Origin of the sequence: Nocardioides soli (assembly GCF_014191495.1) — a bacterium.
In the GTDB taxonomy this organism is placed as follows: Bacteria; Actinomycetota; Actinomycetes; order Propionibacteriales; family Nocardioidaceae; genus Nocardioides; species Nocardioides soli.
This window is the reverse complement of sequence record NZ_JACHWR010000002.1, coordinates 742335-765260: the sequence shown is the minus strand read 5'-3', so window position 1 is coordinate 765260 and position 22926 is coordinate 742335. Positions and strand designations below refer to the sequence as shown.

Below are 22926 nucleotides of genomic sequence, written 5' to 3'. Positions count from 1 at the left end.
CTATGCCAAACGAACCGGGGCCCCTCGAGCCCGAGCCGCACTACCCCACGGCCCGCACCGTCGCCGACGTCGAGCGGAACCTCGCCGCCGTCCGCGACCGCATCGACGGCGCCGCGCGGCGCGTCGACCGCGACCCGGACGAAGTGCGGCTGCTTCCCGTCAGCAAGACCGTCCCCGAGGACCGGATCCGCCTGGCCGTCGCCGCCGGCGCCACCCTGCTCGGTGAGAACAAGGTGCAGGAGGCGCTCCGCAAGCACCGCGCGCTCGCGAACCTCCCCGTGGCGTGGTCGGTGATCGGCCATCTGCAGACCAACAAGGCCAAGGACGTGGCGAGCTTCGCCGCCGAGTTCCAGGCCCTCGACCGGCTCCGGGTCGCCGAGGCGCTCGACCGCCGGCTCCAGGCGGCCGGGCGCAGGCTCGACGTCCACGTGCAGGTGAACACGTCGGCCGAGGACTCCAAGTTCGGGCTGCCACCCGAGGAGCTACCCGCCTTCCTGGCCGCGCTCTCCCACTACTCCGCCCTGCGCGTGCGCGGCCTGATGACGCTGGCCCTCCTCACCCCCGACACCGACCGGATCCGGGCCTGCTTCCGCCTGCTCCGCACGCTGCGCGATCGGGCCCGCGAGAGCGACCCCGACCTGATCGGACCGGGCGAGCTGTCGATGGGCATGTCGGGCGACTACGAGATCGCGGTCGAGGAGGGCGCCACCTGCGTGCGGGTCGGCCAGGCGATCTTCGGTGCGCGCGCCACGCCCTCCCAGTACTACTGGCCCGAGCAGACCGACCGCCCCACCGCGTGAACGAGCTCGCCCGTCCCGGCACCCGGGTCGGCGACGCTCCGCCAGGTGCGCGCGCGGCGACCGGGACCTTGCCTCCGGCGTATCCTCGAAGGTGAGGCTCTCCTGCTTGAGGAGGTCGCCGTGGATGTCGTGTGGATCGTGTTGGCGGTGCTGTCGACGCTGGCCGTTGCGGGCTGGCTCGCCTCCGTGCGCGTCGTCAAGCAGGTGGAACGCGGCGTGGTGTTCCGGCTGGGCCGCGTCCAGCCTCAGCCACGGCGCCCCGGCATGACCCTGCTCGTCCCCGTCGCGGACCGGATGACGCGCGTCAACGTGCAGGTGGTGACGCTGCCCGTGCCGGCGCAGGACGGCATCACCCGCGACAACGTCACCGTCCGGGTCGACGCGGTCGTCTACTTCCGGGTCGTCGACCCCCTGCGGGCCGTCGTGGAGGTCCAGGACTACGCGTTCGCCATCGCCCAGGTCGCGCAGACCTCGCTGCGCTCGATCATCGGGAAGAGCGAGCTCGACGACCTGCTGTCCAACCGGGAGAAGCTCAACCAGGGCCTCGAGGTGATGCTCGACAGCCCGGCCGCTCCCTGGGGCATCGAGATCGACCGCGTCGAGATCAAGGACGTGGAGCTGCCGGAGACCATGAAGCGGTCGATGTCGCGCCAGGCCGAGGCCGAGCGCGAGCGGCGGTCCCGGGTGATCACGGCCGACGGCGAGTACCAGGCGTCGCAGCGGCTCTCCCAGGCGGCGGCCGCGATGGCGGACACGCCGGCGGCCCTCCAGCTGCGCCTCCTCCAGACGATGGTGGAGGTGGCCGCCGAGAAGAACTCGACGCTCGTGCTGCCCTTCCCGGTCGAGATGCTCCGCTACTTCGACGCGATCGCGGCCGGGACGTCGACCGCGTCGCCCGGCCGCGAGTCGGATTCGGGACAAGACGGAGCCGGGTCCATCCTGAGGTACCCCGACCGCGAGGGCAGCGAGTCCTATCGCGCACGTCCTTGAAGCAGGCACGACGTCGCATCGCGCGGACAAGGAGGAGGCAGTCGAAGCACGACCGACAACGCCTACTCAGCGCGCTGCCAGAGCAACTCGAGATCGAGCACGGCACCGCAGCCACCCGCCCGCTCAGGTCAGAGTCAGGTGCAGACCCGAGGGCTCCAGGCCATGGTCCAGCTCTCGCGCGACCTCGACGGGCCGGGTCAGGCGAGCAGCGAGCGCGGCTCCGACGGCCGTGCGTCTCGGCGGCTCGCAGGTCTTCTCACAGAGCTGTGATGTCGTGGTCAGACGGACGACCGGCGGTGACGCTGCTCCGTATCGCTGCTGTTGGAGCGGAGTCGAGCAGGATGAGTTGCTCAAGCTCTTGAACGATGCTGGCCGGGGTGGCCTGAGCTGGACGGGCGAGCACCTCGAGCAACCCATGCGCGGACTGCTCGACAGAGAAGTGGCAGCTGGCCTCCTGCCTGGCCTCGGGGGACAGCGGTCCCGCGGCGACGGCGAGTCGTAGCCCAGTGGCGAGGGCTTCAGCGTTGTCCGGTTCGACTAGCACCAGGCCCCCGCAGTCAGTCTCGGGCAGGCCCCCGTCATCGGAGGCGACGACGCGACATCCCGCATGCTGTGCCTCGATGGAGACTATGCCGAACGTCTCGTGCCAGTACTGGCTGTTCGAGGGCATGACCACGACGTCGTGGTGTGCCATGAGTTCCGCCATCGCGGCTGGCGTCTTGCAGGCGGGGACGACGGAGATTCCCGGATGCGTGGCGAGAATTCGCTCGATGATCGCACCCTGGGGCTTGTCGTTGCCCGCCGATGTCGCAGTGAAGGTGAGACCGAGGTCGTTCTCGATGATGTCCAGGTGCAGCATCTCGAGGAGGGTGTAGACGCCCTTCTCCGGGCTCAGGCGACCCGCGAACAGCACCCGGGTCGGCCCTCCCGGGCGAGGTGCCCGGACTCGAGCGCCGAACTCCGGTTCGGCGAACGGATAAATCACCTGGACGGTGTCGACGTCCACGTCGAGGTACTCCGCCCACAGCGCCGCGGCATACCGACTCGTTGCGATCAAGGTCTTGTCTCGGGTACCCGCAGTCGCGAAGGCACGGTGATGCTCACGGATCGGCGGCGGGTTGTGCATGATCAGGTACGCGGGGTTCCGCGTGAGGACCTCGTGCGCTTCGTTGACGAAGATGACCGTTCCGTCGAGCTCCGCTACCTCAGCCAGGCTCGCCAGAGCGAGGAAGGGTACGTCGGCGAACTCCTCACGACCGTCCTCGACGCCTATGCCCACCGTCACGACCTGCGCACCCACACCGCGCCGAACCAGCTCTCGGACGTGGCCGACCGTGTAGTTCTCCGACCCTCCGGTGCCAGCGGGAAGGCGATTGCCGGGCGACCAGATGAAGGAGATCAACTCGGCACGTCTCATTCCCGCTTGCCAGTCGCTGACCGCGACCAATGCCTCTCCGCCACGACTGCGGCAGATCGGGGCCTTGCGCCGAGTACTTCGTGACTGACGGCGCAGCAGGGACTACGTTCGTTCAAGGTAGCACGACCCCCAAGAGAGCAGGGCCGTACGCCTCTAGTGGTCGTCGTCTTCGTGGCTGATGATGAGAGTTATGACCATACCCGTTCACCACGTCAACGCATCCGACGCCAGATTCATGCGGGAGATGATCGTCCTGTTGCGCAAGGGGGTTCGGGATGGCGTGCTGGCCGACGAGATGGCCAGCGATCACAGCGGCGACCCCCAGTTGCGTCTACTCGCACAGAAATCCTCAGGCTCGGCGGCCCGGCAGATCAACGCGATGGTCTCCTGCCTCGACGACTGGAACGCCGAGACCCGCCCGCGGGGCCTCCGAGCTCGCATCGAGACTCCCGTCGAGGCGCCGCCGTCAGCGACGGCCGAGCCGACCGACTACGGTGACGAACTCGCCGACCTGCACGGCGCCCTGTTCGACGCCCGGGTCACACAGAACCTCCTGGTGCACCATCGCGCCGTCATTGCCCGCTCCCGTCAGGAGATGATCGAGGGACTGAACACTCGATCCCGAGCCTTCGCCCGTGACGCCATCTCCCAGCACAGCGGCGATCTTCGGCTTCTGGAGGCGGGGTAGGCGATCAGCTGTTGGTGTTGTACGCACGGGCGCTTCAGCTGTGGAGATGGCGCCACGGTTGCGGTCCGCAGAGGAGCACGGGCCCGGTACGCGCCGGTGACTCGAAGACCAGCACGATGGAGTGAGCGTCGCAGGGGACCGGCGACGGCTCGGCGACCTGCTCGGCCGACCAGCTCTCCTGGTGAGGGCGGTCTCCACAACGACCTCCGGGTGACGCGGGACCGACGCCGCCGTCCGTCGAGTCGCAGCACCCCTGGTCAGGTCGGCCGCTGCGCGGGAGAGTAGGTAGTCGACCGGCCCGGCGTCCGATCGCGAGGCGCAGCCCGCGAAGACCTCGGGCAGCGCCTCGGGAAGATCACGCGAGTGAAGGTCCGGACCCGGCCGACCTGGAAGGAGCGCGCGGTCTCCAGATAGGCCACCGGGATACTGACCACCGCGCCTGGCCGGGCGAGACCCCGCGCTGGGGTCACCCGAGGGCTGGTTCTGGCTCAGCCGCCGAGCAGCCGCGCCAGGACGGCCGCCTGGCTGTGCTCGAGGTCGCGGGCCGCAGTCAGCAGGCTGACCGGCCGGTCGCCGACGAGCTCGCGCAGCCGCTCCGCCGCGGCGCGGCCCGCGTCGGACTGCAGCTCGGCGCGGTACCGGTCGGCGAACTCCGGGAACCGCACGACGTCGTGGGCGTACCACCGGCGCAGCTCGTGGGAGGGCCCCACGTCCGGGCACCAGCGGTCGATGCGCGGGTCGTCGCGACGCACGCCGCGCGGCCAGAGCCGATCGACCAGGACGTGGACCCGGCCGTCGGTCTCGACGTCGTAGAGCCGCTGTGCCCGGATGTCGGTCACCGGGCCACCGTAGCCCCGGGATCGGGGCTGTCCCCTCGCCTCATGATGTCCTAGAGTTTACACAATTCATTCTTGTATAAACGTGGTCAGGAGGAGCTCGTGACGACGACCGCGGCCGGGGGCCGGATCCAAGAGCTCGACGTGCGCGGGCTGCGCAAGCCGGACAAGCATCCGGCGATCTTCGCGACGTACGCCGCGCTGCCCGCCGGCGCGGCGTTCGTGCTGGTCAACGACCACGACCCGCGACATCTCCACGAGGAGTTCGAGGCCGAGCACCCGGGCAGCCACTACTGGGAGTACCTCAGCCGCGAGCCCCGCGACTGGCGGATCCGGATCACCAAGCTCACCACCACTCCCCTGCCCCGCCTGCTGGCGGACACCACGCTCCTGGCGGGTGCCGACGCGGCACCGGACCCGTCGGGCGCCGGGTGGCGGCTCCAGATCCGCGAGCGCGACCTGGACGCCGACGTCCGCACGCTCGCGCCCGGCGCCTCCGCCAAGGCCCGCACCGGTCCCGACTTCGACGTGCTCCTGCACGTGCTGGCGGGGGCCGGGCAGCTCGTCACCGAGCAGGACACGCTCGACCTGGCGCCGGGGGCGCTGGTCTGGCTGCCGCGCCGCTCCCGTCGCCGCTTCGTCGCCGGGCCCCGAGGGCTGCGCTACCTGACCGTCCACCAGCGCCGCCCGGCGCTGGCCCTCGGCTGAGCGCCGCGACGGACCGGCGCCCGTCATGTCGCAGACCGCCCACGCCGTGGTGCTCGCGGTGTTCGTCCTCGCGGTGAGCGTGTGGGTGGGCGGGTACGTCGCGATCGGCGTGGTCGCCCGCGCCGCGCGGGCCACGCTGCGGCCCGCCGACCGGGTGGCGTTCTTCCGGGCGCTGGGCCGTTCGTACCTGGGGGTGGGGGTCGCCGCGCTGGCGATCGCCCTCGCCGCCGGCGCGGTCCTGGTGCGCGGTCACGAGCGCGACCCGCTGCTCGTCCTCACCGCCGCCCTCGCCGTCGCACTGGTCGCGCTGCTCGCGGTGGCGGTCGTCCAGGCCCGGCGGATGACGCGGCTCCGCCGGCGCGCCCTCGAGGCCGGCGCCGACGCGCACCTCGACGCGCAGGTACGCCGCGGCAGCCGCGCCGCCGGGGCGCTCCGGGCGATCCTCGGGCTGCTCACGGTGAGCCTCGTCGTGCTCGGCGCGTTCCTGGCCACCTGACGCGGGCCGGGCGGCCCGCGGCCGGCTGGGTAGACTCCCCCGAGCCCCGGCCGCCCGGTGGCCGTCGCAGCCGCCGGCGAGAGCGACCGCGACCCGGGCCAGCGCCACGTCGTCTCGCCCCGACTCACGGAGCCGCCCGGATGATCCCGCCGCTGCCGCCCGGCACGCACCTGATCCACATCGGTCCGCAGAAGACCGGGTCCACGGCGATCCAGTCCGCGCTGCACCGGGAGCGCGGCCGGCTGCGCGAGCTCGGCTGGGTCCATCCCGGTCGGGCCGGCCGGCCGGTCTACGCCACGGCCGCGGGGCTCGGGACCATCCCGCCGCCCGGCGGACGCGAGCCCGACATCGCGGAGTGGCACGCCTACCGCGACGAGGTCCGGGCCGCCGCGCCGTCGAGCGTCGTGATCAGCCACGAGGCCTTCGGACGCAGCGACTCGGCCCAGGCGACCCGGGTGATCGAGGAGCTGGGCGGCGAGCGGCCGCACGTCGTCGCGGTGGCGCGCCGGCTCGACCAGCTGCTCCCCTCCCAGTGGCAGCAGCGGGTCAAGGGCGGCGAGCCCCGCACCTTCGAGGAGTGGCTGCGGGTCGTGCTCGACGACCGGCCCGACGACTGGGCGTGGCGCAACGTCTGGCGCGGCCACGACACCGTCGCCCTGCTGCGCCGCTGGGCCGACATCGTCGGTCCCGAGAACGTCACGCTGCTGGTGCCCGGCAGCGACCACGCGATGCTGCCCCGGGCGTTCGAGCAGCTGATGGGGCTGCCGGAGGGCCTGCTGGAGCCGACGCCCACCCGCACGAACCGCTCGCTCAGCCGCACCGAGACCGAGCTCGTCCGGCGGCTGAACGTCGCCTTCCACCGGGAGCGCTGGGGCAAGCCGCAGCGCCATGCCCTGCTGACCCGCGGCCTCGTGCGCACCCTGGTCCTCTCCCCGGAGCCGGACGAGGCGACCACCGACCGGGAGCGGCTGCCCGGGTGGGCGCTCGACCGGGTGCGGGTGCTGTCCGAGGCCCGGCTGACCGAGCTCCCCGGGCTCGGCGTGCGCATCGTGGGCGACGTCGACGCCCTGCGCGTGCCCGACGACGACCCCGGCGCGGACCCGCAGCCGATCGCCCAGGTGCCGATCGAGGTGGCCGCCACCACCCTGGAGGCGCTGGCCGCCGCGGCCGTGCGCGCCCATCGGGTGGAACGCCGGGGACACCGCCGCCAGGTGCGCCGGCTGCGGCGTACCGTCCGGCGGCTGCGACGCACGCGGCGGACGCAGGCACCTCGCCCCGGACCCGTGCGCCGGCTGCTGCGCCGGCTCGCGGCGCTCCGGCGCCGGTAGGCCGTCAGTTCATGCGGTCGACGACGTGCTCGGCGATCGCGAGGCTGGAGGTCGCCGCGGGCGACGGCGCGTTGCGGACGCTGGTGATGCCGTCGGCCCGGTGGATCACGAAGTCGTCGACCAGCGAGCCGTCGCGCTCCAGGGCCTGGGCGCGCAGCCCGAGGCCGGCCCGGCGTACGTCGGCGGCGCCGATCGAGGGCACGTAGCGCTGGGCGTCGCGCATGTACGCCGACGCGGACACCACGCCGCGCAGCTCGGTGAGGCCGGTGCGCCAGTGCTCGCCCGCGAACCGCCAGAAGCCCGGCCAGGTCAGGGTGTCGGCGAGGTCGCGGGCCGCGAACGACGCGCGGCCGTAGGCGCGCCGACTCAGCGCGAGGAACGCGTTGGGCCCGACCTCGAGCCCGCCGGTCACCCGGCGGGTGAAGTGCACGCCCAGGAACGGGTAGCGGGGGTCGGGGACCGGGTAGATCATGCCGCGCACCCGGTCCTGCTTCTCGGGCACGACGGCCATGTACTCCCCGCGGAAGGGCACGATGCGCGGGGCGCCCGGTCCGCCGAGCAGCACCCCGAGGCGGTCGGACTCCAGACCGCCGCACACGACGAGGCGGTCGACGCGGTGCCGCTCACCCCCGCAGAGCACGTCGATGCCGCCGACTCCGCGCACGGCTCCGGTCACGGTCGTCGACAGCAGGATCCGGCCGCCGGCGGACTCGATCTCCGCCGCGATCCGCTCCGCGATCGCCACGTAGTCGGTGATCGCGGTGTGCGGCGAGTGCAGGGCGGCGACGCCGGTGGCGTGCGGCTCGATCTCGGCGATGCCGGCGCCGTCGACGCGGCGCAGGCCGGGCACGCCGTTGCTCCGCGCGGTCTGCTCGAGCGCGGCGAAGCGGCCCAGCTCGTCGGCGTCGACGGCGACGACCAACTTGCCGCACTCGTCGTAGGGCAGGCCGTGCTCGGCGCAGTAGTCCCGCAGCAGCGCGCGGCCGCGGGTGCACAGCTCGGCCTTGAGACTGCCGGGCCGGTAGTAGATGCCCGCGTGCACGACGCCGGAGTTGTGGCCGGTCTGGTGCGCGGCCAGCCGGTCCTCCTTCTCGAAGACCACGACCCGCACCCCCGCGCGACGGCGGGTGAGCTCGCGACCGACGGCCAGGCCGACGATGCCGCCCCCGACGATCCCGACGGTCTCCTCGGACATGCCCCGATCCTCCCCTATCCGGGGGCCGGCCGCAGGCGTACGTCTGGTGGGGCCGGGTCTTCGGGTTTCGGGGTCGCAGGTTCATCAAGGGATGAAGGTCGACCCGCGCTCACCCGGGTGAGTTCGGCCAGGGAGGCGGCGCTCCGCCCTCATCCCTTGATGAAGCGACGACACGACCGCCCCGGGTGGACGGCAAGACGCCCGCCGTACGAGCCGGCGCTCAGGCGGACCGCGGCCCGCTGAGCCGGACCAGCCCCCAGCCGAGCAGCATCAGCACGACGCCCATCACGGCCACGAACGCCGCGACGCCGAACGCCACGACCGAGGTGAACAGGCTGGCGCGGAGGAACGACGCGTTCATCACCGTGGCGCGGTTGGGGTCGTCCTGGGCGAGCTCGGAGTAGGTCTTGCCGCCCGCGATCTCCTCGGCGTGCGTGGCGATGATGTCGGCCTGCGAGTACGCCGTGAACGGGCCCTTGACGTCCTTGCCCGCGAACCAGCGGGCGTCGTCGGAGACGGTGATGTGCTCCTGGGCGAGGGTGTTCGAGACGATGGCGTAGGTCGCGACGCCGGCCACCAGGAAGATCGCGCCGAGCACGGCGATGATGATCCCGATGGTGCGGGCGCTCTTGGTGCGCTGCTGGCCCGGATGCACGGGGGCGGCCGGGCTCTCCTCTGGCTCGGTCATGGGACCAGACAAGCACCCGGGCCGCCGGCCGGGGTCACCCGTTCCGGGTGGAAGACGGCGTCCTACGCGACGACCTCGAAGCGCAGGCCGGCGGGGCGCAGGCGGGCCTGCAGCGCGTCGCCCATCGCCTGCGCGGTGGTGACCTGGCCGGCGGTGGGCGGGTTGTCGTCGAGCACGAGGCAGAGCGCCGACTCGGCGAGCATCTTCGCGGTCTCGTCGTAGCCCGGGTCGCCGCCGGAGACCCGGGTGTGCGCCCGGCGCCCGTCGCCCTCGGCGACGACGTCGACGCTGAACCACGACCGCGACCGGCGGGCCGGGTCGGGCCCCTCGCCCGGCTTGACCCGGTCGAGCGCGAGCCGCCGCAGCGGCGGCACCTGCGCGGTGAGCACCATGGCGCCGACGGCGGCCGCCCCGCCCACGGCGTACCGCAGCGTGCGGGTGCCGGCGAAGTGGGAGTAGCGGAAGTCGGGACCGTACGCCGCGAGCGCCGCGCCGCTGCGGGCCACCACGATCGGGTCGATGGTCGGCAGCGGCAGCAGCCAGTAGCCGAGCAGCGGGTCGCGGTGCGGCTTGCCCGCGACCGCCCGGGAGCGGCGGCCCTCCGGCCGGGGCTCGACGCGCCTGCGCTCCTCGGTCACCTCCTTGACCTGCTTGGCCCGCGAGAGCGCCGTCATCGCGGAGTGGAAGGTGCCGCCGGAGAACGCCGCGCCCGCCCGCACCACGCCGCGAGCGGTGACCGGCCCCTCGGCGGCGAGATGCTGCACGGCGTGCAGCACGCCCAGGTCGTGGGGCACCGAGTCGAAGCCGCAGGCGTGCACGATCCGGGCGCCGCTGCGCACCGCGGTCGAGTGGTGGCGCAGGTACATCCGGTCCACGAACTCCGGCTCGCCGGTGAGGTCGACGTAGTCGGTCCCGGCCGCCGCACACGCGGCGACCAGCGGCTCGCCGTACGTCACGTAGGGGCCGACGGTCGTGATCACCAGCCGGGCGCGGCCGGCCACCTCGGCGAGCGAGGCGGGGTCCTCGACGTCGGCGTGCAGCAGCGGCAGGTCACCGAGCGCGGCGTCGATCTCGGCGAGGCGGCCGCGCACGGCCTCCAGCTTCGGCCGGTTGCGACCGGCGAGCGCCCAGCGCAGGTCGCCCGGTGCGTGCCGGGCGAGGTAGGCGGCGGTCAGCTCACCGGTGAAGCCGGTCGCCCCGAACAGGACCAGGTCGAGCTCGCGTGCTGCAGGCATGGATCCACTGTGACACCCCCGCCTGAGACGCCCGAGCAGACAGCGGGGCCGGCCCGGGCCGACGTACGCTCGGGGCATGTGCCGCAACATCCGCCCGCTGAACAACTTCGAGCCGCCGGCCAGCCGCGACGAGGTCACCGCCGCGGCGCTGCAGTACGTCCGCAAGGTCAGCGGTACGACCAAGCCGTCCCAGGCCAACCAGGCCGCCTTCGACCGCGCGGTGGCCGAGATCGCGCACCTCACCCAGCACCTCCTCGACGAGCTGGTGACGACCGCGCCGCCGAAGAACCGTGAGGTCGAGGCCGCCAAGGCCCGGGCCCGCGCCGAGCTCCGGTACGCCCGGTGACGCTGGCGCCCGCCACCACGCCCACGACGCCGGCGTACGCCGACGCGCTCGCGCTGCTGCGCGAGCGGCCGCTGGTCGTGCTGACCGGTGCCGGCCTCTCCACCGACTCCGGCATCCCCGACTACCGCGGGCCTGGTGCCCCCGACCGGACGCCGATGACCTACCAGGAGTTCGTCTCCGGCCCGGCCGCCCGCCAGCGCTACTGGGCGCGCAGCCACCTCGGCTGGGGCCGGATGGGCGGGGCGGAGCCGAACCCCGGCCACCGGGCGCTGGCCCGGCTCGCGCCGGAGCTGCTGATCACCCAGAACGTCGACGGGCTCCACGAGCGGGCCGGCACGCCGCGGCTGGTCGCGCTGCACGGCCGGATCGCCGACGTCGTGTGCCTCGACTGCCGCGCCGGGTCGTCGCGGGCCGCGCTCCAGGAGCGGCTCGCGGAGCTCAACCCGGGCTTCGCCGAGCGCCACGCCGCGGCGGCGTCGCGGCCCGACGGCGACGTCGACCTCGACGAGACCGCCGGCTTCGTGGTGCCCGGGTGCGCCGGCTGCGGCGGCGTGCTCAAGCCCGACGTCGTGTTCTTCGGCGAGAACGTCCCGCCCCCGCGGGTCGCGCGGTGCTACGCCGCGGTCGAGGCCCTGGCCGAGTGCGAGGGGGTGCTGCTGGCCGCCGGCTCCAGCCTGACCGTGATGTCGGGGCTGCGGTTCGTGCGCCGGGCGGCCCGGGCCGGCACGCCGGTGGTGATCGTCAACCGCGGCACGACCCGGGGCGACGAGCTGGCGACGTACAAGCTCGAGGTGGGCTGCAGCGAGTTCCTGACCGAGCTGGCGGGCTGACGCCCGCCCCGCCGGCCCGTTCAGACCGCGCGGCCGCGCAGCTCGCCGAGCAGGTCGACCAGCTCGTGCAGCGAGAGGTCGTGCCGGTCGGGGTCGAGGCCCGCCACGCGCTCGAGCGCGAGGTTCTCCGGGAGCCGCGCCCCGACGGCGAAGGTGTAGACGGTGTCCTCGACCTCGAAGTCGATGCCGCGCAGCTGCGCGGCGTAGTAGTCGCCGTCCTGGGTGTGCAGCACGACCGACTCGCGCGGCTCCAGCCCCCGGTCCAGGCCGGTCAGCCCGTGACCGACGACCAGGCTGCGTTCGCCTCGTACGCGCACCGCTCCATCGAGCTCGATGATCTCCATGTCGACCTTCCCACTGCCACAGAATGGCAGCCCCCCTCGACGCCGCGTCCCTGCCGCGCCGATGGCAAGTTACCGCCGAGTCGGCAACAGAACCCCAACAGCACGGACAACGTTCGTCCACAATTGCCTCGTGCTGACCCCAACGGGGGCATTATTCACCCATCTGGGTGATCCAGGGTCGGATCAGAGCTTGCGCACGAAGATGTGGTCGGCCGCCTCGGGCACGATCTCCGCGGTCTCGCCGCCGCTGCCGACCAGCACGCCCTCCTCGGTCGCGATGACCGTCACGGTCTTGTCCGGGAGCGCGCCGACCCGCCGCATCGCGCTCATCAGGATCTCGTCCTTCTGCATCTCCTCGGAGATCCGGCGCACCAGCACCCGGCGCTCGGTCGGCCCGGCCGCCTCGGAGAGCGGCTCGACGCCCTCCATGAAGCCCTCGACGTTCTCGCGCTGCCCGAGCTCGTCGAGGCCCGGGATCGGGTTGCCGTAGGGCGACTCCGTGGGGTGGTCGAGCAGCTTGATCAGCCGGCGCTCGACCGTCTCGGACATCACGTGCTCCCAGCGGCAGGCCTCCTCGTGCACGAGCTCCCACTCGAGCCCGATCACGTCGGTGAGCAGCCGCTCGGCCAGCCGGTGCTTGCGCATCACCCGGGTCGCCAGCCGCAGCCCCTCGTCGGTGAGCTGGAGGTGCCGGTCGCCCTCGACGGTCAGCAGACCGTCGCGCTCCATCCGGGCCACGGTCTGCGAGACCGTCGGGCCGCTCTGGTGGAGGCGCTCGGCGATCCGGGCGCGCAGCGGGATGATGCCCTCCTCGACCAGCTCGTAGATGGTGCGGAGGTACATCTCGGTGGTGTCGATCAGATCGCTCACGCGAGCCATTGTGTCCCATCCGCGAATCCACTGACAGGATGGCGACGATGGGCGCCGCCACACCCGCGGTCATGTGGTTCCGACGTGACCTGCGACTCAGTGACAACCCCGCTCTGCTGGAGGCGGTGGCCGACGGCCCGGTGCTCGCGCTGTTCGTCCTCGACCCCGCACTCTGGCGGCCGGCGGGGCCCAGCCGGCGGGCCTACCTCGCCGCGTCGCTGCGGGGTCTCGACCGCGATCTGCGGCGGCGCGGATCGCGGCTGTCGGTGGTCCGGGGCGACCCGGTGCGCCGGGTGCCGCTGGCCGCCCGCGCGGTCGGCGCCGGCCGGGTGCACGTGAGCGCCGACTTCGGCCCGTACGGGAGCCGGCGCGACGCGGCCGTCGAGCGGGCCCTGACCGAGCGGGGCGTCGAGCTGGTCCGCACCGGCTCGCCGTACGCCGTCGCCCCGGGCCGGGTCACCACCGGGGCGGGCGCGGCGTACCAGGTCTTCACCCCCTTCTCGCGCGCCTGGGCCGACCACGGCTGGCGAGGGCCGGTCGACGCGCCCCGCGGCGGGAGCTGGCTGGAGCTCGACGAGGGTACGGCCGACCTCCCCGAGCCGGCGCTCCCCGCCCGCCTGGAGCTCCCCGAGGCCGGCGAGGCGGCGGCCGGGCGCCGGTGGCGGGAGCTGCTCGAGACCGTCGCGGCGTACGACGAGGAGCGCGACCGGCCCGACCTCGACGCCACCTCGCGGATGTCGGCGCACCTGCGGTGGGGCGAGATCCACCCGCGCACGATGCTCGCCGACCTGGCCCGGCTGCGCAGCACCGGGGCCGCGGCGTACCGCACCGAGCTGGCCTGGCGGGAGTTCTTCGCCGACGTGTTGTGGGCGCGGCCCGAGACGGCGCGGGAGTACCTGCGGCCGGCCTTCGCGCGGATGCGGTACGACGAGCCGGGCGCGCGGTTCGACGCGTGGCGCGAGGGCCGCACCGGCTTCCCGCTCGTCGACGCCGGCATGCGCCAGCTGCGGGCGACCGGCTGGATGCACAACCGGGTGCGGATGGTGGTCGCGAGCTTCCTGGTCAAGGACCTGCACGTGGAGTGGCGGCACGGCGCCCGGCACTTCCTGCGCTGGCTGGTCGACGGCGACCTGGCCTCCAACCAGCAGAACTGGCAGTGGGCCGCGGGCAGCGGCGTCGACGCCGCGCCGTACTTCCGGATCTTCAACCCGACCGCCCAGGGCCGCCGGTTCGACCCCGCGGGCGACTACGTGCGCCGGTGGGTGCCCGAGCTCGCCGCGGCCGCCGACCCGCACGACCCGAGCCCCGCGGACCGGGCCGCGGCCGGCTACCCCGAGGCCGTCGTCGACCACGCCACGGAGCGGCGCGAGGCGCTGGCGCGCTGGGAGGAGATCCGCTGAGCGACCGCGGGGTGGACCCGGGCCCGGCCGCCGTGGAACGGTCGGCTCGTGTCCGATCCACTGCTGACCGTCCCCCGCCGCTTCTGCGGCCCCCCGTCCTCCGGCAACGGCGGCTGGTCCGCCGGGGCCCTGGCCGCGCACGTCGACGCGCCGGTCGTGGCGGTGTCGCTCTTCGCGCCGCCGCCGCTCGACACCCCGATGCCGATCCGGGTCGAGGACGACGCACGCGTCGCGAGCCACGGCGACGCTCCGGTGCTGCGGGCCGAGCCCGCGGCCGGCGACCTGACGGTCGTCACCTGGGTGCCGCCGGCCGAGGCGCGCGCGGCCGAGGCGTCGTACGCCGGCCTCACCTCGCACCCCTTCCCGACCTGCTTCTCCTGCGGCACGGCGCGCGATGACGGGCTGCGGATCTTCCCCGGCCGGGTCGCCGACCAGGAGGGCTGCGCCCGGGTCGCGGCCACCTGGACGCCCGACGCGTCGGTCGCGGACGTCCTGCCCGCCACGACCTGGGCGGCGCTCGACTGCGTCGGCGGCTGGGCCGGCGACCTCGAGGAGCGGCTGATGGTGCTGGCCCGGATGACCGCGCGGGTCGAGCGGCTGCCCGAGGTCGGCGCCGAGCACGTGGTCGTCGGGCTGGGCCGGCTGACCTCGGGCCGCAAGACGTTCACGGCGTCGGCGCTCTACGACGCCGACGGCGACCTGCTCGGCAGCGCGGAGCACCTGTGGATCGCGGTCGACCCGGCGGCCTTCGGGTGAGCCATCTAGGATGGAGCGCATGGGTTTGAACGATCAAATGCCGCGCCAGGAGTGGTGGCGGCACGCGGTGACCTACCAGATCTACCCGCGCAGCTTCGCGGACGGCAACGGCGACGGCGTCGGCGACCTGCCCGGCATCACCTCGCGGCTGCCCTACCTGCGCGACCTCGGCGTCGACGCGATCTGGCTCTCGCCCTTCTACACCTCCCCCCAGCACGACCACGGGTACGACGTGGCCGACTATCGTGACGTCGACCCGCTCTTCGGCACCCTCGCCGACGCCGACGAGATGATCGAGCGGGCGCACGAGCTGGGCCTGAAGGTGATCGTCGACCTGGTGCCCAACCACACCTCGACCGAGCACGAGTGGTTCCAGGCTGCGCTCGCCGCCGACCCGGGCAGCCCCGAGCGCGACCGCTACGTCTTCCGCGACGCGCAGCCCGACGGCTCACTGCCCAACAACTGGATGTCGGTCTTCGGCGGCCCGGCCTGGACCCAGGTCGAGGCCGGCCCCGGAGAGACGGGGCAGTACTACCTGCACCTCTTCGACAGCAGCCAGCCCGACCTCAACTGGCGCAACCCGGAGGTCGGCGACATGTTCGTCGAGGTGCTCCGCTTCTGGCTCGACCGGGGCGTGGACGGCTTCCGCGTCGACGTGGCCCACGGCCTCTTCAAGGAGGAGGGCCTACGCGACCAGATCGTCGAGGCAGGCCGGACCGCGAGCAGCGACGCACGTGACGCCGCCGACGTGCCGATGGTCGAGCGCACCGTGCGCGACGAGCCGATGTGGGACCAGCCCGAGGTCCACGACGTCTACCGCCGCTGGCACGAGGTGCTGGCGAAGTACGACGGCGACCGGATGCTCGTCGCCGAGGCCTGGACCCAGACGCCGGAGTCGATGGCGCGCTACCTCCGGCCCGACGAGTTCAGCCAGGCCTTCAACTTCGCGTGGCTGCTCGCCTCGTGGTCGGGCGCCGACTTCCGCGAGGTCGTCACCAGCACGATGGCGGCCGTCGCGCCGGTCGACGGCTCCCCCACCTGGGTGCTGAGCAACCACGACGTGGTGCGGCACGTGACCCGGTACGGCGGCGGCGCGGTCGGCCTGGCCCGCGCGCGGGCGGCCACGCTGACGATGCTGGCGCTGCCGGGCTCGGCGTACCTCTACCAGGGCGAGGAGCTCGGTCTGCCCGAGGTCGAGGTCGCCCCGGAGCACCGCCAGGACCCCTTCTTCCTGCGCACGGGCGAGGGCGGCCGCGACGGCTGCCGGGTCCCGATCCCGTGGGGCGGCACCGCCGCGCCGTACGACTTCGGGCCGGGCGCGGGGCAGCCGTGGATCCCGCAGCCCGACGACTGGGGTCCGCTCACGGTCGAGGCCGAGACCGGCGACGCCGGCTCGACCCTGGAGTTCTACCGCGCGGCGCTGGCCGCCCGGCGTACGTTCGCGACCAGCGCGGGCGACGACGTCGAGCTGCTCGACCTGGGCGAGGACGTGGTGGCGTTCCGGCGCGGACCGGTGACCGCGGTGCTCAACTGCGGCACGACGCCGGTGGCGCTGCCCTCCGGCGAGGTGCTGCTCGCCACCGGGCCGGTCGACACGGAACTGCCGCCGGACAGCGCCGCCTGGCTGGTCTAGTGGCCATCACCGTTGATTCACCCAGGGTCTACGCACCCAGTGCACGCACCTCGCCGCGTTGGCGACGCTCGGTAGACAACCAGGTATGCCGTCGCGCCGCCGCCTTGCGAGGCACCCACCCTGAGCACGGATACCCCCGACGTATCAACAGCGATGACCACTAGGAGCTCAGACGCCGAGCGCGACGTTGTAGCGGCCGAGCAGCCCGACGAAGGCCGCGAGGTCCTCGTCGGGCAGGTCGTCGAGCCGCTGGTCGAGCCAGAGGCGGCTGGCCTCCTTGACGGCGGCCAGCCGGGTCCGCGCCGTCTCGCTGGCCGACAGCAGCGTGGCGCGGCCGTCGTCGGGGTCGGGCGCGCGATCGACCAGGCCCAGCTCGATCAGGTGCTGCACCTGCCGACTGATCGCGCCCTTGTCGATCCCGAACGTCTCGGAGATCTCCGAGGCGCGCAGCGGCCCGCGCGTGTCGAGCCACGACAGCAGCAGGTACGTCGACGACTGCAGCTCCTCGTGCACGGTCCGGGCTCGCTCACGGAGCAGGCGGCGGATCCGGCCGATCATCACGCCGACCTCGCGCTCGAGCTCACCGAGCAGCTCGGCGCGGTCGACCTCGGCGCCGACGGCGGTGGTCATCGCCGGGCCTCCGCCTCGACGACCCCCGAGCGGAGCTCGGCGGCGACCTCGGGCGACGCCTCGGCGTACGACTCGAGGTTGGAGGTACGCAGCGGCACCTCCTTGATCAGGGCGACGCAGACCAGCGCGATGAGCGCGAACGGCGCGGCGACCAGGAAGATCTCGCCGAACGACTGCCCGAAGGCGCTCTCGAACACCGCCCGCACCGGCGCCGGCAGCGCGCCCAGGTCGGGGATCGAGTGGCTCTCGTGGCTGGTGGTCGAGATGCCGATCAGGTGCAGGCCGTCGGTCACCTTGGTCGCCACCTGGTGGCTGAGCAGCGCGCCCAGCGCCGAGACGCCGATCGAGCCGCCCATCGAGCGGAAGAACGCGACGACCGCGCTCGCGGCGCCCATGTCGGACATCGGGACGTTGTTCTGGACGGCGAGCACGAGGTTCTGCATGGTCGCGCCCATGCCGACGCCGAGGATCGCCATGAAGAAGCCGATGACGAGCAGGCTCGTGGTCTCGTCGATGGTGCCGAGCAGCGCCAGCCCCACGACGACGAGCACCATGCCGCCGACGAGGAACCGCTTCCAGCGACCCGTCGCGGTGATGATCCGGCCGCTGACGATGCTCGACACGAACAGCCCGCCGACCATCGCGATCGACATCAGGCCGGCCTCGGTCGGGCTCATGCCGCGAGCGGTCTGGAAGTACTGGCTCAGGTAGACCGTCGAGCCGAACATCGCGACGCCGACCATGACCGAGGCGATCGTCGCCAGCGTGATCGTGCGGTCCTTGAAGAGGCGGAGCGGGATGACCGGGTCCGTGGCGACCCGCGCCTCGACGTACACGGCCACGGTCAGCAGCACGACCCCGAGCACGACCATGCCGATGCTCGCCCAGGAGCCCCACGCGAAGTTGTTGCCGGCGAGGCTCACCCAGATCAGCAGCGTGGAGACGCCCGCGATGATCAGCGTCGCCCCGGCGTAGTCGATGTCGACCTGCCGGCGTACGACGGGCAGGTGCAGCGTCTTCTGCAGCAGGAAGAAAGCGGCGATCGCGAACGGCAGGCCGACGAAGAAGCAGCCCCGCCAGCCGAGGGCGGAGTCGACGATCACGCCGCCGATGAGCGGGCCGCTCACGGTGGCCAGCGCGAACACCGCGCCCAGGTAGCCGGAGTAGCGGCCGCGCTCGCGCGGGGAGATCATCGTCGCGATCACGACCTGCACCAGTGCGGTCAGGCCGCCCACGCCCAGGCCCTGCACGACACGCGCACCGATCAGCACCCCCATGCTCGGCGCCATCGCGGCGACCAGCGAGCCGATGATGTAGATGACGAGCGCGAGCTGGACCAGCAGCTTCTTGCTGAAGAGGTCGGAGAGCTTGCCCCAGATCGGGGTGGTCGCGGTCATCGCGAGCATCGTCGCGACGACGACCCACGTGTAGCCGGTCTGGCTGCCGTGCAGGTCGGAGACGATGCGGGGCAGGGCGTTGGAGACGACGGTGCTCGAGAGCATCGCCACGAACATCGCCAGCAGCAGGCCGCTGAGGGCCTCCAGGATCTGCCGGTGGGTCATCTCTCCGGACTCCTCCGCGGAGGCCGGAGCTGGGGAGGGGGCGTCAGGCGCCTGCGTCACGGAAGCTCGATTCATGCCAGGTAAAAGGTTGCCGACGGCAACCATATTCCGGCTTCGTTGCCTCGAACAACCAATTTCCGGCGTGGGCTGGGCCACACCGCCGCCGTCGTCGGCCCTCGGACGTCCGGCAGGTGGTTTCGAGGCTCGTCGCTGGCGCTCCTCGCACCTCAACCACCGACCTCGCACTCGGTGGTTGAGGCGTGAGGGCCGCCAGGCCCGAGCCTCGAAACCACCGGCGCCCGGCAGTCACGGGCGTGGTGGGTGCCGGCTCGCGGGTCAGTCGGAGTCGGTGTCTCGGTCGCGGCCGAGGGCCTTCGACAGCTGGGCGACCAGATCGGCGCTGGGGGACGCGGCCTGACGGTTGCTCTCCTCGAGCTGGGCAAGCAGCTCGGCGCGGTGCACCCGCAGGGAGCGAGGGGCGTCGATGCCGATCCGCACCACGTCGCCGCGGACCTCGAGGACCGTGACCGTGATGTCCTCGCCCAGGACGACGCTCTCCCCCGCCCGGCGACTCAGAACCAGCATGTGCCCACCGTACCGGGCGAGCCGGGTGCGCCGACCGGGATGCCACCAACGCGACTGGACGGGTGGCTGGACAGGTGGCCGGTGCTCACCCGAGCAGCGGCGCGGCCACCGGCAGGCCCGGCTGGTCGAGCACGACCTGACCCGCGCGCCGGGTGGTGAGGTTGACGAGCACCGGTGCCGCCAGGTTGGCGGTCGTGTCGTGCAGCCCGCGGCCGGTGGTGAGCACGACCAGCACCAGGACGTCCGCGGCCGACTCGATGCCGAGGGCGGCGACGACGTCGTCGCCCACCTCGGGCGCGTAGTCGGGGAAGAACGCCGCGGGCGGCACGACCAGGAAGCGCAGCCCCTGCTCGTCGAGCGAGCTCAGGCTGCCCAGGTCGCTGCTGTCGTCGACCTGGACGAGGGCCCAGCTCCGATGCTCGGGGAAGCCCGGCATCGGGAGCACCATGTCGATCACCGGGATGTCGATCACCGGGGCGTGGTTCTCGGCCACGAGACCTCCGTCGGCGGATTCGGGGACGGCCATCATGTCAAGGGCGTGGGTGAGAGTCATCGCAGGAAGTCCAAGAGGCTCGGCTGGAGGACCCGGGCGGTCGCGCCCAGGGCGGCTTGGTAGGCGACCTCCTGGAGACCGAGGTCGACGGTCGCCCGGGCGAGGTCGACGTTCTCGACCTCCGACAGGGCGTTGGTGAGGGTGAGGTGGGCGTCGGTCGCGACGTCGCGCGCCCGCTCGACCCGGACCGTGCGGGCACCGATCTCCGACTGGGCGTTCGTGACCCGGTCGGCATCGACCTTGAGGCGGTCGATGGCGGCCTCGATGCCCACGGAGTCGGCGCTCTTCAACGCGGCCGAGAGCGCCGCCAGGTGGTCGAAGACCGAGTCCGGGGAGCCGCCGAAGACCTGAGGCCCCTCGAGGTCGATCCGCATCCGTACGCCGTCGGCGATCGTGCGGTGCACGCCGCCGGCGCTCCCGAGGTTGACGGCGTCCGGGTCGGCGAGGGTGCCGTCGGGGTGGTAGGCCTTCTGGCCCGCGGTGATGCCGCCGAAGATCGGCCGGTCCAGGTACTGGGTGTTCGCCGAGGTGATCAGCCCCTCCCGGATCTGGTCGACCTCCGTGGCGAGTGCGAGTCGCGCCTCCGGGCCCATGGCTCCGGTGTTGGCACCCTGGAGCGCGATGTCGCGCGCCCGCGAGAGCTGGTTGCCGATCGTCGAGAGCGTGCCGTCGGTCTGGTCGAGCCAGCCGACCGCGCTGTCGGCGTTGCGGACGAACTGCTTCTCGCTCGCCAGCGACGACCGGATCCGCATCGCGGTGGTGGCGCCGGTCGGGTCGTCCGACGGGCGGTTGATCAGGCGCCCGGTGCTCAGCTGCTCCTGCGCCTTGGCCACGCGGGCCATCGCCGCCTGCATGCCGGTGAAGGACTGCCGGCTGAGCATGTTCTGGGTGGTGCGGACGAGTGTCATCGGGGTCCTCCCGTCGAGGCGAGCTGCCGAGCGGGCCGGTTCATCGGCCGACCAGCCCGGTGCGGTTGATCAGGGTGTCGAGGATCGAGTCGACGGTGGTCATCACCCGGGCCGCCGCCTCGTACGAGCGTTGCGCCATCACCAGGTTGACCGACTCCTCGTCGATGCTCACGCCGGTGAGCTGCTCGCGGGCCGCATCGACCTGCTGGGACATCACCCGCTGGTTGTCGGCGAGCCGTTGCACCGAGGCGACGGCGGTGCCGAAGCCGTTGACCAGACGCTGGTAGCCGTCCGCGATGGTGATCGAGCCGGCGAGGACCTCGGCGTTGCCGGTGCTGTTGTTGCCCTGCCCGGGCACGGTGCTGGGCACCGAGGAGATCGCGACCTGCCCGGTGGAGGTGATCGCGACCTTGATCGTGCCGGCCGGATCCGCGGGATCGTAGGAGAAGAAGTCGACGCCGGCCGCGCCGGTGGCGTCGTAGCCCGACCGGTGCGCCGCGTTGAAGGCGTCGGCGAACGACGCCACCAGCTGGTTCAGCTCGGCGAGATAGTCGGGCAGCACGACGTCGATCAGCTCGACGCCCGCGGCGAGCTCGCCGGCCGACGGCACGACCGCGACCGCGGCTCCGCTCGGCGGCTGCACCTGGAAGGTCACCGCCGCCCCGTCGGCGGTGCCGTCGGGGTTGATCCCGCTCGCGATCTGCAGGGTCGAGGCATCCCGTCCGCTGACCAGCGACTGGCCACCCACCACCACGTCCATGCCGCCGTCGGGACGCGGCGTGGCAGTCGCGCCGGTGAGCTCGGCGAGGCGCAGCGCGATCTGGTCGCGGGTGTCCATCAGCGTCGCCGTGTCGCCGCCGCCGCTCGAGGCCGCGATCGTCTGGTTGGTCGCGGCGAGCTGCTGGGCGAGGTCGTTGACCTCCTTGACGGTCGCGAGCACGCGGGCCCGCTGGTCCCCCAGCTCGTCCTGCAGGTTGTGGGCCTGGATGTTGAACGCGTCGGCCACCAGGGCGCCGTTGGCCAGGACCTGGCCCCGGGCGGCGTCGGTGTTCGGCGCGTTCTCGAGGTCGGCGATGCCGTTCTTGAAGGTCTCGACCGCCCGCGCGACCCCCTTGTCCGAGGGCTCGGCGATGCCGGTCTCGACCCGGGCCATCGCGGCTGCCTTGAGGTCGAGGTAGGTCTGCCGGCCGTGCTCGCGGCGGACCCGGGTGTCCAACAGCGGGTCGACGAGCCGCTGTACGCCGCTGGCCTGCACGCCGCTGCCGATCTCGTTCGAGCGCGACCAGACCGCGGGCGCGGCCGCCGCACCGACGGTCTGACCGACGACCCGGCGGCGCACGTAGCCCTCGACGGAGGCGTTCGCGACGTTGGTGCTCGCGATGTCGAGGGCCGCCTGCTGGTAGCGCAGCGCCGACAGCGCGGTGTTGATGGACGAGAAGGGGTTGGACATCACAGGCTCCGATCGATGACCGCACTGCGGGTGTCCCCGTGGTCCACGGAGCCCGCGGCGGTGTAGGTGGCCGCGCTGCGGTCGATGCCGAGCAGCGTGTCCTGGGTGGCGCGCAGACCCGCGACGATCAGCGCCCGGTTGGACTGGGCGACCCGGGCGATCTCGTCGGTCAGCGACAGGAAGCTGTCGCGGTGGTCGACGAGGATCCCCGCCCAGGGCTCCGGCGCGGCGTCGATCAGCTCGCCGAGGGCGGCGTTCGGCGCGAGCCCGGCGCTCTCGGCCGCCTCGTCCGCGGCGACGGCGCGCAGCACCTCCATCTCGCGCAGGGCAGCGGCGGCCTCGTCGACGTCGCGGGCGGCGTTGGCCAACCAGCGCGTGCGACCGGTGGACATCACCAGCTCCTCGATCTCGAGGCGGTAGAGCAGGGTCTCCAGGAGCTCCCGCTCCTGCCACAGGACCCAGGTCAGCTTCTCCACGTCACTCCCACAGATGGTCTCGATGGTCCAGACCAGGGGGGACTCCCGGTGCTGGCGTCGAGATGCCCCATCGGCCGCCGGGTTCGGTCTCCTTAGAGGAACGCGGCGACCGGTTGTGCCTCAGGAGGGCACCTTCCCTACCGATGTGGTCCAGGCCACCGGCAGAGAAACGTAAAAGTTCAAGGATTCCGAAAGAAAACCG

The 22926-nt window shown here is 72.8% G+C and carries 25 protein-coding genes; 11 read left to right on the top strand and 14 right to left on the bottom strand.

Features of this window, described 5'->3' with window-relative positions; all coding sequences use genetic code 11:
* Window positions 1-2 precede the first annotated feature (2 nt).
* Together FHU40_RS14150 and FHU40_RS14145 are read left to right on the top strand one after the other, a co-directional pair.
* Entirely contained in the window at window positions 3-800 is a 798-nt protein-coding gene (locus tag FHU40_RS14150) for a YggS family pyridoxal phosphate-dependent enzyme (RefSeq protein ID WP_183592938.1), read from the top strand.
* A gap of 120 nt (window positions 801-920) precedes the next feature.
* Window positions 921-1790 (top strand): slipin family protein, encoded by an 870-nt coding sequence (locus tag FHU40_RS14145; RefSeq protein WP_343057866.1) that lies wholly within the window; start codon window positions 921-923, stop codon window positions 1788-1790.
* Between the two features lie 256 nt (window positions 1791-2046).
* Here the strand turns inward: FHU40_RS14145 and FHU40_RS14140 are convergent, their stop codons facing one another.
* The gene (locus FHU40_RS14140) at window positions 2047-3192 is read right to left on the bottom strand and encodes a glycosyltransferase family 4 protein (RefSeq protein ID WP_183592937.1); all 1146 of its coding nucleotides are present in this window, start codon (window positions 3190-3192) and stop codon (window positions 2047-2049) included.
* A 250-nt stretch (window positions 3193-3442) separates the two neighbouring features.
* On the opposite strand from FHU40_RS14140, the gene FHU40_RS14135 reads away from it, so the two are divergent.
* A complete protein-coding gene (locus FHU40_RS14135; protein ID WP_183592936.1) occupies window positions 3443-3895 on the top strand; it encodes a DUF305 domain-containing protein in 453 nt (150 codons plus the stop codon).
* A 488-nt stretch (window positions 3896-4383) separates the two neighbouring features.
* On the opposite strand, the gene FHU40_RS14130 is transcribed toward FHU40_RS14135, so the two are convergent.
* Complete coding sequence (locus FHU40_RS14130; protein WP_343057865.1) at window positions 4384-4734, bottom strand: DUF488 domain-containing protein; 351 nt, start codon at window positions 4732-4734, stop codon at window positions 4384-4386.
* Window positions 4735-4833: 99 nt separating this feature from the next.
* Here FHU40_RS14130 and FHU40_RS14125 point away from each other — a divergent pair, with 99 nt between their 5' ends.
* From FHU40_RS14125 to FHU40_RS14115, 3 genes are all read left to right on the top strand, one after another.
* Complete coding sequence (locus FHU40_RS14125; protein ID WP_343057864.1) at window positions 4834-5439, top strand: DUF2249 domain-containing protein; 606 nt, start codon at window positions 4834-4836, stop codon at window positions 5437-5439.
* Window positions 5440-5464: 25 nt separating this feature from the next.
* Entirely contained in the window at window positions 5465-5935 is a 471-nt protein-coding gene (locus FHU40_RS14120) for a hypothetical protein (RefSeq protein ID WP_183592935.1), read from the top strand.
* 140 nt (window positions 5936-6075) lie between these two features.
* Window positions 6076-7263, top strand: a complete 1188-nt coding sequence (locus tag FHU40_RS14115) for a hypothetical protein (RefSeq protein ID WP_183592934.1) — start codon at window positions 6076-6078, stop codon at window positions 7261-7263.
* A 4-nt stretch (window positions 7264-7267) separates the two neighbouring features.
* Here FHU40_RS14115 and lhgO read toward each other — a convergent pair whose 3' ends face one another.
* The 3 genes from lhgO to FHU40_RS14100 form a co-directional block, all read right to left on the bottom strand.
* Window positions 7268-8458 (bottom strand): L-2-hydroxyglutarate oxidase, encoded by a 1191-nt coding sequence (gene lhgO, locus FHU40_RS14110; RefSeq protein WP_183592933.1) that lies wholly within the window; start codon window positions 8456-8458, stop codon window positions 7268-7270.
* A 220-nt stretch (window positions 8459-8678) separates the two neighbouring features.
* A complete protein-coding gene (locus tag FHU40_RS14105) occupies window positions 8679-9146 on the bottom strand; it encodes an aromatic ring-opening dioxygenase LigA (RefSeq protein ID WP_183592932.1) in 468 nt (155 codons plus the stop codon).
* Between the two features lie 62 nt (window positions 9147-9208).
* Complete coding sequence (locus FHU40_RS14100) at window positions 9209-10381, bottom strand: saccharopine dehydrogenase family protein (RefSeq protein WP_183592931.1); 1173 nt, start codon at window positions 10379-10381, stop codon at window positions 9209-9211.
* A gap of 76 nt (window positions 10382-10457) precedes the next feature.
* On the opposite strand from FHU40_RS14100, the gene FHU40_RS14095 reads away from it, so the two are divergent.
* Both FHU40_RS14095 and FHU40_RS14090 read left to right on the top strand, forming a co-directional pair.
* Window positions 10458-10727 carry a DUF2277 domain-containing protein gene (locus FHU40_RS14095; RefSeq protein ID WP_183592930.1) on the top strand — a complete coding sequence of 90 codons (270 nt, stop codon included), beginning with the start codon at window positions 10458-10460 and terminating at the stop codon, window positions 10725-10727.
* Window positions 10724-11557 (top strand): Sir2 family NAD-dependent protein deacetylase, encoded by an 834-nt coding sequence (locus tag FHU40_RS14090; RefSeq protein WP_183592929.1) that lies wholly within the window; start codon window positions 10724-10726, stop codon window positions 11555-11557. Before FHU40_RS14095 ends, FHU40_RS14090 begins: the two co-directional genes overlap by 4 nt.
* A 20-nt stretch (window positions 11558-11577) precedes the next feature.
* Here FHU40_RS14090 and FHU40_RS14085 read toward each other — a convergent pair whose 3' ends face one another.
* Both FHU40_RS14085 and FHU40_RS14080 read right to left on the bottom strand, forming a co-directional pair.
* Complete coding sequence (locus FHU40_RS14085; protein ID WP_183592928.1) at window positions 11578-11901, bottom strand: hypothetical protein; 324 nt, start codon at window positions 11899-11901, stop codon at window positions 11578-11580.
* Window positions 11902-12084: 183 nt separating this feature from the next.
* Window positions 12085-12771, bottom strand: coding sequence for an iron-dependent transcriptional repressor DtxR (locus FHU40_RS14080; RefSeq protein WP_183592927.1), 687 nt, complete (start codon window positions 12769-12771; stop codon window positions 12085-12087).
* A 38-nt stretch (window positions 12772-12809) separates the two neighbouring features.
* On the opposite strand from FHU40_RS14080, the gene FHU40_RS14075 reads away from it, so the two are divergent.
* The 3 genes from FHU40_RS14075 to FHU40_RS14065 are packed head-to-tail and all read left to right on the top strand — an operon-like array spanning window position 12810 to window position 16560.
* Complete coding sequence (locus tag FHU40_RS14075; RefSeq protein WP_343057862.1) at window positions 12810-14171, top strand: cryptochrome/photolyase family protein; 1362 nt, start codon at window positions 12810-12812, stop codon at window positions 14169-14171.
* A gap of 48 nt (window positions 14172-14219) precedes the next feature.
* Window positions 14220-14927, top strand: a complete 708-nt coding sequence (locus tag FHU40_RS14070; RefSeq protein ID WP_221199836.1) for a hypothetical protein — start codon at window positions 14220-14222, stop codon at window positions 14925-14927.
* A gap of 19 nt (window positions 14928-14946) precedes the next feature.
* Complete coding sequence (locus FHU40_RS14065; RefSeq protein WP_246390589.1) at window positions 14947-16560, top strand: glycoside hydrolase family 13 protein; 1614 nt, start codon at window positions 14947-14949, stop codon at window positions 16558-16560.
* A gap of 168 nt (window positions 16561-16728) precedes the next feature.
* Here FHU40_RS14065 and FHU40_RS14060 read toward each other — a convergent pair whose 3' ends face one another.
* From FHU40_RS14060 to FHU40_RS14030, 7 genes are all read right to left on the bottom strand, one after another.
* Window positions 16729-17190: a MarR family winged helix-turn-helix transcriptional regulator gene (locus tag FHU40_RS14060; protein ID WP_183592926.1), complete on the bottom strand. Its 462-nt coding sequence runs from the start codon at window positions 17188-17190 to the stop codon at window positions 16729-16731.
* Window positions 17187-18752, bottom strand: a complete 1566-nt coding sequence (locus FHU40_RS14055) for an MDR family MFS transporter (RefSeq protein WP_183592925.1) — start codon at window positions 18750-18752, stop codon at window positions 17187-17189. The genes FHU40_RS14060 and FHU40_RS14055 overlap by 4 nt, the downstream gene beginning before the upstream one ends.
* A 336-nt stretch (window positions 18753-19088) precedes the next feature.
* Complete coding sequence (gene csrA / locus FHU40_RS14050) at window positions 19089-19337, bottom strand: carbon storage regulator CsrA (protein ID WP_183592924.1); 249 nt, start codon at window positions 19335-19337, stop codon at window positions 19089-19091.
* Between the two features lie 85 nt (window positions 19338-19422).
* Complete coding sequence (fliW, locus tag FHU40_RS14045; protein ID WP_246390588.1) at window positions 19423-19890, bottom strand: flagellar assembly protein FliW; 468 nt, start codon at window positions 19888-19890, stop codon at window positions 19423-19425.
* A complete protein-coding gene (gene flgL, locus FHU40_RS14040; protein ID WP_183592923.1) occupies window positions 19887-20798 on the bottom strand; it encodes a flagellar hook-associated protein FlgL in 912 nt (303 codons plus the stop codon). Before flgL ends, fliW begins: the two co-directional genes overlap by 4 nt.
* Window positions 20799-20838: 40 nt before the next feature.
* Window positions 20839-22248 carry a flagellar hook-associated protein FlgK gene (gene flgK / locus FHU40_RS14035; RefSeq protein ID WP_183592922.1) on the bottom strand — a complete coding sequence of 470 codons (1410 nt, stop codon included), beginning with the start codon at window positions 22246-22248 and terminating at the stop codon, window positions 20839-20841.
* Complete coding sequence (locus FHU40_RS14030) at window positions 22248-22724, bottom strand: flagellar protein FlgN (RefSeq protein ID WP_183592921.1); 477 nt, start codon at window positions 22722-22724, stop codon at window positions 22248-22250. Before FHU40_RS14030 ends, flgK begins: the two co-directional genes overlap by 1 nt.
* Window positions 22725-22926: the final 202 nt, after the last annotated feature.